The sequence below is a fragment of the Streptomyces sp. NPDC107559 genome (assembly GCF_055657365.1).
On record NZ_JBVKBD010000007.1, the window covers coordinates 32,873 to 46,339 of the forward strand.

Annotated in this window: 13 protein-coding genes; 7 read left to right on the top strand and 6 right to left on the bottom strand. The window is 74.0% G+C overall.

Features of this window, described 5'->3' with window-relative positions; all coding sequences use genetic code 11:
• Positions 1–39 precede the first annotated feature (39 nt).
• Complete coding sequence (locus ACZ7OY_RS21400) at positions 40–759, bottom strand: GntR family transcriptional regulator (RefSeq protein ID WP_471912830.1); 720 nt, start codon at positions 757–759, stop codon at positions 40–42.
• Between the two features lie 292 nt (positions 760–1,051).
• On the opposite strand from ACZ7OY_RS21400, the gene ACZ7OY_RS21405 reads away from it, so the two are divergent.
• Genes ACZ7OY_RS21405 through ACZ7OY_RS21425 form a run of 5 tightly spaced genes read left to right on the top strand, consistent with a single transcriptional unit; the run spans position 1,052 to position 5,493 of the window.
• Positions 1,052–2,371: an MFS transporter gene (locus ACZ7OY_RS21405; RefSeq protein ID WP_471912831.1), complete on the top strand. Its 1,320-nt coding sequence runs from the start codon at positions 1,052–1,054 to the stop codon at positions 2,369–2,371.
• On the top strand, positions 2,368–3,213 hold the full coding sequence (locus ACZ7OY_RS21410; protein WP_471912832.1) for a putative hydro-lyase: 846 nt from the start codon (positions 2,368–2,370) through the stop codon (positions 3,211–3,213). Before ACZ7OY_RS21405 ends, ACZ7OY_RS21410 begins: the two co-directional genes overlap by 4 nt.
• Before the next feature lie 20 nt (positions 3,214–3,233).
• A complete protein-coding gene (locus tag ACZ7OY_RS21415) occupies positions 3,234–3,992 on the top strand; it encodes a LamB/YcsF family protein (RefSeq protein WP_471912833.1) in 759 nt (252 codons plus the stop codon).
• The gene (locus ACZ7OY_RS21420; protein WP_471912834.1) at positions 3,989–4,606 is read left to right on the top strand and encodes a 5-oxoprolinase subunit B family protein; all 618 of its coding nucleotides are present in this window, start codon (positions 3,989–3,991) and stop codon (positions 4,604–4,606) included. The genes ACZ7OY_RS21415 and ACZ7OY_RS21420 overlap by 4 nt, the downstream gene beginning before the upstream one ends.
• Complete coding sequence (locus ACZ7OY_RS21425) at positions 4,603–5,493, top strand: 5-oxoprolinase subunit C family protein (protein ID WP_471912835.1); 891 nt, start codon at positions 4,603–4,605, stop codon at positions 5,491–5,493. The genes ACZ7OY_RS21420 and ACZ7OY_RS21425 overlap by 4 nt, the downstream gene beginning before the upstream one ends.
• Positions 5,494–5,590: 97 nt before the next feature.
• Here ACZ7OY_RS21425 and ACZ7OY_RS21430 read toward each other — a convergent pair whose 3' ends face one another.
• From ACZ7OY_RS21430 to ACZ7OY_RS21450, 5 genes are all read right to left on the bottom strand, one after another.
• Positions 5,591–6,466 (bottom strand): SGNH/GDSL hydrolase family protein, encoded by an 876-nt coding sequence (locus ACZ7OY_RS21430; RefSeq protein WP_471912836.1) that lies wholly within the window; start codon positions 6,464–6,466, stop codon positions 5,591–5,593.
• A complete protein-coding gene (locus tag ACZ7OY_RS21435) occupies positions 6,463–7,629 on the bottom strand; it encodes a glycosyltransferase (RefSeq protein ID WP_471912837.1) in 1,167 nt (388 codons plus the stop codon). The genes ACZ7OY_RS21430 and ACZ7OY_RS21435 overlap by 4 nt, the downstream gene beginning before the upstream one ends.
• Entirely contained in the window at positions 7,626–8,798 is a 1,173-nt protein-coding gene (locus ACZ7OY_RS21440; protein WP_471912838.1) for a glycosyltransferase family 4 protein, read from the bottom strand. Before ACZ7OY_RS21440 ends, ACZ7OY_RS21435 begins: the two co-directional genes overlap by 4 nt.
• Positions 8,799–9,112: 314 nt before the next feature.
• Complete coding sequence (locus ACZ7OY_RS21445) at positions 9,113–10,531, bottom strand: HEAT repeat domain-containing protein (RefSeq protein ID WP_471912839.1); 1,419 nt, start codon at positions 10,529–10,531, stop codon at positions 9,113–9,115.
• Positions 10,532–10,853: 322 nt separating this feature from the next.
• Entirely contained in the window at positions 10,854–11,246 is a 393-nt protein-coding gene (locus ACZ7OY_RS21450) for an ankyrin repeat domain-containing protein (RefSeq protein WP_471912840.1), read from the bottom strand.
• 355 nt (positions 11,247–11,601) lie between these two features.
• On the opposite strand from ACZ7OY_RS21450, the gene ACZ7OY_RS21455 reads away from it, so the two are divergent.
• Together ACZ7OY_RS21455 and ACZ7OY_RS21460 are read left to right on the top strand one after the other, a co-directional pair.
• The gene (locus tag ACZ7OY_RS21455; protein ID WP_152894702.1) at positions 11,602–11,796 is read left to right on the top strand and encodes a hypothetical protein; all 195 of its coding nucleotides are present in this window, start codon (positions 11,602–11,604) and stop codon (positions 11,794–11,796) included.
• 31 nt (positions 11,797–11,827) lie between these two features.
• Positions 11,828–13,438, top strand: coding sequence for a hypothetical protein (locus ACZ7OY_RS21460; protein WP_471912841.1), 1,611 nt, complete (start codon positions 11,828–11,830; stop codon positions 13,436–13,438).
• Positions 13,439–13,467 lie beyond the last annotated feature (29 nt).

A 13,467-nucleotide genomic window follows, 5' to 3' on the forward strand; every position in this document is an offset into this window, starting at 1 on the left:
TACCCCCGGCTCGCACCGCGCCAGCCACGCGCCGCCGGCTCACTCGGCCGCGGTGGCCGCCCCCTGCTCGCCCTGCCCGACCCTTCGCCGGTACACCTCCACGACCCGCTCCAGCGAATCCGCGAGATAGACCTCCAGCAGCTTTTCGGCCTCGCCGCCGTCCCCGTCCTCCAGCGCCCGGAGGATCTGTCGATTGCGGGCGAGGTAGGGCTCGTGCAGCCGCCGGGGGTCGTCCACGACGTGGAAGGCCAGCCGCAGCTCGGCGAAGACGCTGCGCATCAGTTCGTCGGTGCGCTCGCTGCCGGCCAGGGTGACGAGTTCCCGGTGGAAGTGGATGTTCGCCGTACCCACTGCTTTCCAGTCGTTCTCGACGACCGCCGACCGGCCCTCGGCGACCGCCGCGGCCAGACCCTCCACCGCGTACGGCGGCTCCCCCAGACCGCGCACGACGGCGCACTCCACGAGGATCCGGGTGCGGTAGATGTCCTCGACGTCCTCGACGGTCAGGACCCGGACGAAGACGCCCCGGTTGAGCTCGTGGACGAGCAGACGTTCATGGGTGAGCAGCCGGAACGCCTCGCGCAGCGTGTTGCGCGAGACCCCGAGCGCCCCGCCGATGCTGTCCTCCGACAGCCGGGTCCCCGGCGGGAAGTAGCCGTCGGCGATGCGGCTTCTGAGGATGTCCGAGACGCGTTCGGCGGTGCTGGTGCGCCCCAGGAGCGCGCGGTCGTCGGCCAGTCCCGTCAGCTGCTCTGCCATGCCCGGAATTGAACCGCAGACACCAGGACGAAACAACAGGGGTATTGAGGGATCGTTGAACAATCCTCTACGGTGCTCCGCACGGCACGACAACGCACGGCGCCGCCCGGCACGGCTCGACACGACACCGGACGACCCGGCACGACCCCGCACGGCATCGCACGGCACGCCCCCGCACGGCATCGCACGACACCCCACGGCACGACCCCGCACGGCACGACAACGCACGGCATGACACGGCACGGCACGGCTCACCCCCAGCACCCCTCCGTCATCCCTCTGCGAGGTGCCCATGAGCACGACCCCTCCACCTGAGGCCCTGGCCGCCGGCCACCCCGCCACCACCGCTGAACACGCCGTCGGCGACGGCGCGTCGGGCTGGCTGCGCGCCCTCGGTCCACGCGGCCGCCGCGCCTTCGCCGGCGCCTTCGGCGGCTATGCGCTGGACTCCTACGACTACTTCGCCCTCCCCCTGACCATGGTCGCGCTGGCCGCCCACTTCGGCCTGGACAGCGGCCGGACCGGACTGCTCACCACCGTCACCCTCGTCGTCTCCGCCGTCGGCGGCGCCCTCGCCGGTGTCCTCGCGGACCGGGTCGGCCGGGTACGGGCGCTGATGGTCACGGTGCTCACCTACGCCGTGTTCACCGTCGCCTGCGGCTTCGCTCCCGACTACGGGACCCTGCTGGTCTTCCGGGCGCTCCAGGGCCTCGGCTTCGGCGGCGAGTGGGCGGTCGGCGCGATCCTGGTGGCCGAGTACGCGAGTGCCCGGCACCGCGGCCGTACGCTCGGCGCGGTCCAGAGCGCGTGGGCGGTGGGCTGGGCGCTCGCCGCGGTCGTGTACACCCTGGTCTTCTCGTTCCTCGGCGACGACCTGGCCTGGCGCGTGATGTTCTGGACCGGCGCCCTGCCCGCCCTGCTGGTGGTGTGGCTGCGCCGCCGGGTGCAGGACGCGCCCGAGGCGGCCACGGTACGGGAGCGCAACCCGCGGCGGGGATCGTTCGCCGCGATCTTCCGGCGAGGCACGGCCGACTCGCCGGGGCTGCTGCGTACGACGGTCTTCGCCGGCCTGCTCTCCACCGGCGTCCAGGGCGGCTACTACACCCTCGCCACCTGGGTTCCGACGTATCTGAAGACGGAGCGCGGTCTGTCGGTCGTCGGCACCGGCGGCTATCTGACCTTCCTGATCTCGGGCGCCTTCACCGGCTACCTCACCGGCGGCCATCTCACCGACCGGCTGGGCCGCAGGCCCAACATCTGGCTCTTCGCCCTCCTGTCGGCGGTGTGCATCCTGGCGTACGCCCACATCCCGGACGGCGCCGACACACTGCTCCTGGTGCTCGGATTCCCGCTCGGCTTCTGCATGTCGGCGATCTTCAGCGGCTTCGGCTCGTACCTGAGCGAGCTGTACCCGACGGCCGTGCGGGGCACGGGCCAGGGCTTCACGTACAACACCGGCCGGGCCGTGGGCGCCGCCTTCCCCACCACGGTCGGCTTCCTCGCCGACAGCTGGGGCGTGGGCGGCGCACTGGTCTTCGGCGCGATCGGCTACGGCATCGCGGCACTCGCGCTGCTGGGACTGCCGGAGACGCGCGGGAGGGAACTGCTGTGAACGGTACGCAGGACCGCCCCTCGCCCGGCACCACGGATCGCCCCCTGCTCCTCGCCGACGAGCACGCGCACGCGTGGAGCCCGAGAGCCGCCCGGACCCGGTTCCGTGACGGCCTGTCCGGTCCGACGGCCGGGGTCGCGGCCGGCCACACCCAGGTCAACCTGATCTCGGTCCCCGCCGACTGGGCGTACGACATGCTGCTGTTCTGCCAGCGCAACCCCAAGCCCTGCCCCGTCCTGGACGTCACGGACGCCGGCTCGTGGACCACCGTTCTCGCGGACGGCGCCGATCTGCGCACCGACCTGCCGCGCTACCGGGTGTGGCGGCACGGCGAACTGGTGGACGAGCCGACGGACGTACGCGCGTACTGGCGCGACGACCTGGTGTCGTTCCTGATCGGATGCAGCTTCACGTTCGAGTGGGCGCTGTCCGGGGCGGGCGTCCCGCTCCGGCACATCGAACAGGGCCGCAACGTACCGATGTACGTGACGAACCGCCGGTGCCGGCCGGCGGGCCGGCTGCACGGCCCGCTGGTGGTGTCCCTGCGCCAGGTGCCGCCGCAGCACCTGGCGGCCGCGATCCGGGAGAGCAGTCTGCTGCCGGCGGTGCACGGCGCTCCGGTGCACTGCGGCGATCCGTCGGGCCTCGGCGTCGCCGACCTGGCCCGGCCCGACTTCGGCGACCCGGTGGACGCCGAACCGGACGACATCCCGGTGTTCTGGGCCTGCGGGGTGACAGCGCAGGCCGCGGTGGTGGCCTCGCGGCCGCCGTTCGCGCTGACGCACGCACCGGGACAGATGTTCCTCACCGATGCCCGCGACGAGCAGTACCGCGTGGCCTGAGCAGGAGAGACGTGACATCCATGACCTCCATCGACCTGAACGCCGACCTCGGCGAGGGCTTCGGCCGCTGGCGGCTGACCGACGACGAACAGCTGCTGTCCGTCGTCACCAGCGCCAATGTGGCGTGCGGCTTCCACGCCGGGGACGCGGCCACCATGCGGCGGGTGTGCGCGCAGGCGGCCGAGCGCGGGGTGGCCATCGGTGCCCAGGTCTCCTACCGGGACCTGGCCGGGTTCGGACGGCGTGCGATGGACGTCCCGGCCGCCGAGCTGACCGCCGAGGTGGCGTACCAGATCGGTGCTCTGGAGGTGTTCGCCCGCGCGGCCGGCGCACGCGTGGCGTACGTCAAACCGCACGGCGCGCTGTACAACCGCGTGGTGCACGACGAGGAGCAGGCGCACGCCGTCGTGGACGGCGTGCGCCTGGCCGACGCTGCGCTGCCGGTGCTCGGACTGCCCGGGTCGCGACTGCTGGAAGTGGCCTCGAAAGCCGGACTGCCGGCCGTCGCGGAGGCCTTCGCGGACCGCGCGTACACCGAGGAGGGCACCCTCGTGCCGCGCGGCCGGGACGGCGCGGTGGTCACCGACGCGGCCGCGGTCGTGGCGCGCTCGGTGGAGCTGGCCCGCTCCGGCACGGTCACGGCCCACTCGGGGGTGCGTATCGAGGTACGGGCGCGGTCCCTGTGCCTGCACGGCGACACGCCCGGTGCGGTGGAGCTGGCCCGGCGGGTCCGGCGGCGGCTGGAGGAGTCGGGCGTGCGGGTGGAGGCGTTCGAATGAGGGCGCTGCCCGTGGGTGAGGACTCGCTGCTCGTCGAGGTCTCCTCGGGCGAGGAGGCCCAGGCCCTGCACGCCGAGCTGGTGCGCAGGCGGGCGCAGGGCCTGCTCGTCGTCCGCGAGATCGTCCCGGCGGCCCGTACGGTCCTCCTCGACGGGGTCTTGGACCCAAACCGGCTGGCCCGCGAACTGGCCCGCGCCGAAGTGCCTGCCACGGTCCCGCGCGCCGCGGAGGTGGTCGACATCCCGGTGCGCTACGACGGCCCCGACCTCGCGGACGTCGCCGCGCACTGGGGTGTCCGGGCGTGCGAGGTGGCGCGGATCCACACGGCCGCCGAATTCCGTGTCGCGTTCTGCGGCTTCGCCCCCGGCTTCGGCTATCTCACCGGTCTGCCGCCGGGCCGCGAGGTCCCGCGGCGGGCCACGCCGCGTACGGCCGTGCCGGCCGGGGCGGTGGCGCTGGCGGGCCCGTACACGGGGGTGTACCCGCGGTCGTCGCCGGGCGGCTGGCAGCTGATCGGCCGTACGGACACACAGCTGTGGGATCCCGCGCGGGTGCCTGCCGCGCTGCTGTCACCGGGTACCCGGGTGCGCTTCGTCGCGGTGGAGGGCGCATGACGGACCGCGCGCTCGCCGTCGTACGGGCCGGGGCGCTGACGACCGTGCAGGATCAGGGGCGTTCCGGGCACGCCCACCTCGGTGTGCCCCGTTCGGGGGCGCTCGACGGACCCGCGGCGGCGCTCGTCAACCGGCTGGTCGGCAACCCGCCGGAGGCGGCCGTCCTGGAGACCACTCTGAACGGCTGTGCGCTGCGCCCGCGTTCGGCGGTCACCGTGGCGGTGGGCGGCGCGCCCTGCCCGGTCACGGTGGACGGGCGGCCGGTCGCCTGGGGGGCACCGGTACGGGTGCCGGCCGGGGCTCTCCTCGACGTGGGAGCCGCCGTGCACGGCGTGCGCAGTTACGTGGGCGTCGGCGGCGGCATCGCCGTCGAGCCGGTCCTCGGCAGCCGCTCCACGGACCTGCTCTCGGGGCTCGGTCCGCCGCCGCTCACGGACGACTCGGTGCTGCCGCTGGGCAGGGCCGCCGGCCGGTACGCGCGCGTGGACAGCGCTCCGCAGCCGAGGCCGCCGACGGAACTCGTCCTGCGGGTGGCGCTCGGCCCGCGCGACGACTGGTTCACACCGCGGGCCGTACGGGCCTTCACCACCGGCACCTACCGGGTGTCGGCGGCGAGCAACCGCATCGGCCTGCGCACGGAAGGGCCCGCCCTGGAACGGGCCCGCCCCGGTGAACTGCCCAGCGAGGGCATGGTCCTGGGCGCGGTCCAGGTGCCCCCGGACGGGCGTCCCGTGGTCTTCCTGGCGGACCACCCGACCACCGGGGGCTACCCGGTGGTCGGGGTCGTACGGGCCACCGACCTCCCGGCGGCCGCGCAGGCGATGCCCGGGGTCCCGGTCCGCTTCGTGGCCGTGCGCCGGCGCTCCGGGCGCCCGGGGCCCGTCTGACCGCCGCCGGCCACCCCGCGGCCCCTCCCGTCCGCCCCGCCGCCACTGGGTGCAGGACGACGGGAGCGGCCGGACCGCGGGGACGGCCGGACCGGCCCTACGCCACGTCCGCCTGATCGACCGACGACAGCGCGGCGAGTGCCGTGGAGACCGCCGCGGAGGCTCTCAGGTCGAGCCGGGCGCTGGTGCCGCGGGCCCGGTGGCGCATCTCGTCGACGGCCAGGGTGAGCAGCTGCGGCAGCAGGTCGGTGCACCGCCGCATCACCCAGGCGGTGCCCGCGGTGGCCAGCCACAGCAGGCTCGCCGATCTGGTCGGCGCGGGGAACTCGGGCTCGGGCGAGGGCGCGGCCCCCTTCGCGACGCCCGCCTGTGCCAGCAGGTCGTGGAAGCTCACGGCCAGCTGCCGGTGCCCGCGCTCGCCGGGATGCAGCCGGTCCGAGCTCCACATGGCGCGGTCGGTCAGCCACTCCTCCTCGGAGGCGTGCAGATGCACCGCCCCGTAGCGTTCGGACAGCGCGTGCACCACGGCGTTGACCGCGCGCTGCCGCCGGGCGAGCGGCCGGGCCAGGGCACCGGGGAGCCGGAGCATCGACCCCGGGTCGGGCAGGCAGGCCGTGAGCAGGACCGCGCGCCGCGCGGTGAACGCCGCGTACACCTTGTCGAGCCGTTCGGCGACGGCATGGATGTCGAAGGTGCAGCGCAGCGTGTCGTTGACGCCGATCACGACGGACACCACGTCCGGCTCCAGCAGGAGCGCGTCCTGCGTCTGCCGTTCCAGCACGTCGCGCGTCTGCGCCCCGCTGACCGCGAGGTTGGTGAACTCCACGGGCCCGGCGGCGAGTCCGTCGGCGAGCAGCGCGGCCCAGCCGCGCCATTTCGCGGCGTCCGCCGGATCGCGCACCGGGTCGCCCACCGGGTCGCCCACGCCCTCGGTCAGCGAGTCGCCGAGGGCCACGAAGCGGACGGGTCTCATGCGGCGCCCTCCGGCACGGCAGGACGCGTCCGGACCGACGGTACGTGAGCGTCGTGTGCGGCCAGGAACGCCTGGACCGCCGTGTCCCAGCCGAAGCACTCCGCACGCGCGCGTGCCACTTCGCGCCGCTCGGCCTCGGACCGGGAGAGGAGGGTCTCGACGGCGTCCGCGAAGGCGTCTCCGCTGTCGGCCGCGGTGGCGCCGGCCGCCCCGATCACCTCGGGCAGCGCGGAGGACGCGCTCGCCACCACCGGTGTGCCGCACGCCATCGCCTCCAGCGCGGCGAGCCCGAAGGTCTCGGCGGGGCCGGGTGCCAGCGACACGTCGGCGGAGGCCTGGAGCGCGCCGAGCAGCGAGCGGTCGGCGACGTGTCCGAGGAAGGTGACCGGCAGTCCCCGCTCCTTGGCGCGCTGCTCCAGGCGGGGCCGCAGGGGCCCGTCCCCCGCGACCACCAGCACCGTCTTCCGGCCGCGCCGCAGCAGCGCCTCCAGGGCGTCCAGCGCCGTGCCGGGGCGCTTCTCCACGGACAGCCGGGAGCACATGACCAGCAGTGTCTCGTCCTCGCGCGCGTGCAGGTCGCGCACCGCCGGGTCGCGCAGCGAGGGATGCCGCTGCACCAGGTCGACACCGAGCGGAGCCCGTACGACGTTGCGGGCGCCGATGCGGACGAACTCCCTCTCGGCGAACTCGGTGGTGCACACCACGCGCGAGTAGGTGTGCGCCGTCCGCACGTTGAGGGCGTCGGCGGTGCGGCGCGCCGCCCGCTCCGACAGGCCCCAGGTGCGCAGCACCCCGTCGGCGGTCTCGTGGGAGACCATCACGGCCGGGACCCGGGCGCGCCGCGCCCACCGGCCGGTCCACCGCAGGGTCGTACGGTCGGACACCTCCAGCCGGTCGGGGCCGAGTTCCTCCAGGAGCCGGGCCACGCGCCGCTTGTCGGTGAGGACGCGATAGCCGCCGGTGCCGGGCAGCAGCGGGCCGGGCAGGGTGATCACCCGGCCCTGCTCGGTCTCGCTGTCCGTGTGCCGCTCGCCGGGCACGATCAGGACCGGCTCGTGTCCCGCGGCCTTGAAGCCCTTGCCCAGCTCGCGCAGCGCGGTGCGCAGCCCGCCGGAGGCGGGGGCGACGAAGTTGGCGAGCCTGACGATGCGCAACCCGCTCATGCCGCCACCACCGGCTTCCGCTTCCGCGCGGCCAGGACGTCCGCGTAGTGCCCGATGAGCAGGTCGCCGACGGCCGCCCAGGTGCGGCCCTCGACCGTGGCGTGTCCGGCGGCGCCGTAGGCGGCGCGCAGGGCGGGGTCGGCGGCCAGCGACGCCACCGCGTTCCGTACGGCGTCGGCGTCGCGCGGCGGCACCAGCAGCCCGGTGCGGCCGTGGTCGACCAGGTCCAGCGGACCGCCGGCCGCGGGCGCCACCACGGGCACACCGCTGGCCATGGCCTCCTGCACGGTCTGGCAGAAGGTCTCGAAGGGGCCGGTGTGCACGAAGACGTCCAGGGAGGCGAAGATCCGGGCGAGGTCGTGGCCGGTCCGTCGGCCCAGGAAGACGGCGCCGGGCAGCGCCTCGCCGAGGCTCGCCCGGCTGGGCCCGTCGCCGACCACCACGACCTTCACGCCGTCCAGGCCGCAGACGCCGGCCAGGAGCTCGACCTGCTTCTCGGGGGCGAGCCGTCCGACGTAGCCCACGATCAGCTCGCCGTTGGGGGCGAGTTCGCGCCGCAGTTCCTCGTCGCGGTGCTCGGGGCGGAAGCGGTCGGTGTCCACACCGCGGGGCCACAGCTTCACCCGGGGCACGGCATGGGCCTCCAGGTCGCGCTGGGCCGCGCTGGACGGGGCGAGCGTGAGGTCGGCGGCGGCGTGCACGGAGCGTATGCGCCGCCAGGCCGCGGCCTCGCCCGCGCCCATGTACGTACGGGCGTACCCGGCGAGGTCGGTCTGGTAGACGGCCACGGCGGGCAGGCCCAGCCGGGCGGCGGCCGCCATGCCGCGGACACCGAGGACGAAGGGACTGGCCAGGTGGACGATGTCGGCGCGGTGCTCGCTGATGGCCGCGGCGACACGCCGGCTGGGGAGGGCCACGCGGACCTGGGGGTAGCCGGGGAGCGGTAGGGAAGGGATGCGGACGACGGGGCACGGCGCGTGGGCGTCGGGCCCGCTGCCGATGGCGGCTCCTGCCTGGTCGAGCGGGGCCGTGAACTTGGGGGAGGTGGCCGGAGCGACGACAACAGGAGCGTGACCGCGATCGACGAGGTGCCGGGCGGTCTGGAGCGCGCAGTGGGCCACGCCGTTCACATCGGGGGGAAAGGATTCGGTCACGATGACGACACGCATACGGGTGTTCTCGCCGTGCTGGACGTGGTCGCGACAACGTGGATCTTTCCGAACGAGGAACGTCCCATGAGCGTTGCGCTGCACACCCGAGCAGGCCAGGCCGCGTCCATGCGCACCTGGTCTGCGGGTCACCCGAAGTTCATACGACGTGCCGCGACGCGCCGAGCGCCCGATCCGGTCCCGCCCGGGTCACCGCACCGGAACCGCCGCCCCGGTCCGGCCCGGGAGCACGACGCACACCGCCCCGGCCGACGTGGCCGGGGCGGATTCGAGAGCCGGGCGGGGCCGTCCGCGTCGGCGCGGCCCCGGCCGGTTCACATCGCTGCGGCGTCCGGGCCGATGCGGCTGCGGACGGCCGTCTGGACCTCGTCCTCCTCCGCCGGGTCCGCGGCCAGCCGGCGCAGGCGCTCCACCACGCGCGCGTCACCCGTCTCGGCGTGCCGGGCGGCGACCTCGCGGGTGGACTCCTCGCAGTCCCAGAGGCACTCGACGGCGAATCCCACGGCGAAGGCCGGGTCGGTGGCGGCCAGCGCCCGTGCGCAGCGTCCCCGCAGATGGGACGAGGCCGTCTCGCGGTAGATATGACGCAGGACAGGGGCCGCGCAGGCGATGCCGAGCCGCCCGGTGCCGTCGACGAGGGTCCACAGGGTCGGCGCGTCGGGGCCTTCCCCGCGTACGGCCTCGCGCAGGGCCCCGAGGACCAGGTCGCTGTCCTGGGCGCCGCCCCGGCAGGCGAGCACGCGCCCGGCGGCGGCACCGAGCGGATCGGGCCGGCGGGCCCAGCCGCGGGCACGGTCGACGGCGTCGGCACCGCGCATGCGTTCGAAGGCGTCGACGGCGGCGTCGACGACGGTGGCGGAACCGGTGGCCACGGCCCCCTCGATCAGGTCGAGGGCGTCGGGATCGTCACGATCGGCGAGATAGCGCAACGCGGTGCAGCGGGCGCCGTCGTCGCCGTCCCGGGCGGCCTGGAGGATCTCCGGCCGGTCCTCGGGGCCGGCCACGGCCACCAGACAGCGGGCTGCGGGCACATGCAGGGCGGCGCCCCGTTCGATGCCCTGCTGGGCCCACTCGAAGACGGCGCGCACGCTCCATCCCGGCCGGGGGCCGCTCGGCCGCATCTGGCGTTGCCATCGGTCGAAGCAGCCGGCCTCGTGGGCGGCGCGCACCCGGGCGGAGACGTACTCGCGCGGGTCCTCGGCCCACAGCCGCCAGGGCCGGGGCTCGAAGGCGTCGCGCACCACCGCGGCCAGCTCGGCCTCGCCCTCGGCGTCGGTGGCGAACCGCGCGAGGACGGGGGCGGCCAGGGCGCGCAGGCCGGCGTCGTCGTCGCGCAGGGCCAGCTCGTCCAGGGCCCAGGCCCAGTTGGAGCCGGAGGCGGCGTATCTGCGCAGCAGTTCGAGGGCGTCCCGCCGGCCGTAGGAGGCGAGATGACCGAGCACGGCGAGGGCCAGCCCGGTGCGCGACTCGCCGGTGTCGAAGGCGTCCTCGGCATCGAAGAGATGGGCCTCGATCGCGCCGAGGTCGCCGTCGAGATCCAGGTGGAGTCGGGCGTAGTAGAGGGAGCGGTTCTCCACCTGCCAGTCGTGGCGGGGGTCCCGCAGCACACAGTGGTTCAGGGCCGCGAGCGCTTCGGCGCGCGGGGCGGTGAGCGCGTGCAGTGTGCCGTCGCCGCGCCCCCGCTGGAGCAGGCCGAGCAGCGTACCGCTGGGCGCTATGACCGGATCGAACATGGGAAACAGCCTCACATCAAGCGTCGACGCAACCGGGGACGTGCATTACCTGGCCGCGTGACAACACGTCGGGGCGCCCGCCGCTTCCTGCTTGCTGTAGACCATTTTCCTCTGCCTCTCGTCGGTGGCCCATGCGGACCGCATCACGGCCCGCGCGGTGCGGCAACGTCTGCCCAGCCATCGCGTCCGTGAATCACGACGTCATGATGACTCGGCACTTCCGTCTGCCGCGACCGAAATTTCCGGCGGCCCCGCTCCGCCTCCCCGTGTGGTGTGTCATGTCTGGTCAGGAAACCCGTCCCGGCTGCTCGAAGCAGCCGGTTCAGGTCAGACCGAACAGTTCCAGCAGCTCCGCTTTACCGAACATGCGCGCGGTGTCGACGGCGGACGGAGTACCGGCCGCCGGATCGGCGCCGGCCTCCAGGAGCACCGTGACGACCTCCGTCTCGCCCTTGAAGACAGCACCGGCGAGCGGGGTCTGCCCCCGGTCGTTGACCCGGTCGGCCTCCGCCCCACGGGCCAGCAGCGCGCGTACCGTCTGCGCGTGACCGTGGTAGGCGGCCAGCATGACCAGGCAGTCGCCGCGGTCGTTGGTGAGACCGGCCGGTACGCCCGCGTCTACGTACGCCACGAGCTCCTCGGTCCGGCCCCGCCGAGCCAGGTCGAAGATCCTGGTCGCCAGTTCCACGACCTCGGGGTCGGGGACATCGGTCATCGGCCTGACCGCCTCTCGCTACGGACGTCGGGGACTGGGGACCCACGCGTCTGCGGGCCTGCGGGCCGCGGAACCCTGGGTCCCGTGGGGAGCAAGCCTACGGCCACGGGTGATGCGGCCGTACGGGTGATTCGCCAGCGTACTGGCTCGACGGAGACATGACCGGACCCGTCGCGGCAAAGATCCCCGCAGGACCCGTTCGACGCAATCTTCCTGCTCAGGCGGCCCATCAGGGCTTCCGCCAGTCGGGGGAAATCGCTGAGATTTCACCCAGTTGCACCTTTTATCCTATGGATACATCCTGTGATCCTGGAAGTACTCATGGTGACTGTCCCCACGAACCAGGAGAGCTCAAATGATCCTGTCCATCTCAGGTGTGGTCCTGCTCGGCATCGTCGTCTTCCTCTTCTTCCGCAAGGACGGTCTCAAGCCGTCGCACTGCCTGGCGTCCACCCTGTTCGGTTTCTACCTGGCGAGCACCGCCATCGCCCCGAGCATCAAGGCCGGCGGGGAGAGTCTGGCGAGCCTCCTCGGCGGCATCAAGTTCTGACCCCGTCCCCACCCACCTCCAGGAGACCGCAGTGGCCCGGCGCCCCCTCCCTCGCATTCTGAGCAACGGCAGCGCGCAGATCGCCCGGAGCCGGGAGCTGGCCCGGACGGCGGCGGACAGCGCCACCGATGTCCTGCATCCGCTGATCACGATCGCTCGTGGTCTGCGCCGACTGGCCTCGGCCGGGCGGCGCAAGGTGGCCGAGACTCCCAAGGACAAGCGGGGTCCCCTGCTGTTCATGGTGGCCTCGGCGATCCTGGTCGTGGTGCTCGTGCCCTACGGCCCACTGCTTGCCGCCGTCACACTCATGGCGGCGGCAGCCTGGCACGGCAGGGACCGCACCCCGCCGGAGCCCGACGGCCCCGACGAGACCCAGACGCAGCGCCTCCAGTCGCTGCACGAGGCCCTGGTCCCGTACTTCTCGGCCGCCAAGGACCCCGCGCCGCTGTACGCGCACGGCGGCGACTGGGAGAAGACCTTCCCGGCGTACGAGTTCGACGACACGGGCCGCCTCACCCACCTGGTGATCCGCTACCCGGCCTACTTCACGGACGGCGAGGCCGCGTCGCGCACCCGGATCGAGAACCTGCTCACGGCCAAGTCGGGCCGCGGCCGCGAGTACCACTTCGGCTGGGACGAGGAGGGCAACCAGGTCACGGTCACGGCCCTCCCCCCGCTCCCCACCGACACCGCCGCCCAGCGCTTCGTCACGGCACCGGGCGAGACGGTGCTCGGCTTCACCGACCCCACCCAGATCCAGCGCACCCTGCCCCTGTCCTTCGGCGAGGAGCAGCGGGACGTCCCCCCGGTGGTCTGGCGCACCGGAATGCGCTCCACCGAACCGCATCTGCTGGCGGTGGGCCAGCCCGGCAGCGGCACCTCCACGCTGCTGCGCTCCATCGCGCTGCAAGCCCTTCAGCACGGTGACGTGCTCATCGTCGAGGGCGGCGGCACCGGCGAGTACGCCTGTCTCACCGGCCGGGACGGAGTCCTGGCGGTCGAGTGCGGGCTGTCCGGGACCCTGGCCAGTCTGGAGTGGGCCGCCCACGAGACGGAACGCCGTCTGATCGCCGCCAACCGCGCCCGCCAGGAGGGCCACCCGCCGCCGGAGGACACCAGACGGCCGCTGTGGATCCTCCTCGACCGGCCCGGCGCGTTCACGCACCTCGCCGCCGCCGACGGCCGCACGGATCCCCAGTCGCTGCTCCAGGTGCCCCTGCGGCACGGCCGCGCGGCCCATGTGACGGTGGTCGTGGCCGAACAGTTCGACGCCCTGGACACGCTCAGCGACGCGGTACGTCAGCACACCCGCGCCCGTGCGGTGCTCGGCCAGGTCACGGCGCAGCAGGTCGAGGCCGTCCTGGGCGCTCCCCCGCACACCACGCCCGCCGGCCATGTGCCGCCCGGCCGCGGGTACGCCCGGCTGGGTGTCGGCCCGGTGCACCGCCTCCAGGTCCCGGCCACGCCCGACCCCTACGACGACGCGACCTCCGACGCACATCGGCAGGCCGTGCTGGCGCTGCTTCCCCAGCGCTCGACGCCGGCGGACGCACAGCCGGGACAGCAGGAGCAGGAACAGGACCCCGAGCGGGTGCCCACGGAGCCGGTGCCGGCGAAGGCGGTGGTGGTGGAGCAGGCCTGACCACGGCCGTACGCCCCTCGCCCCGGCCT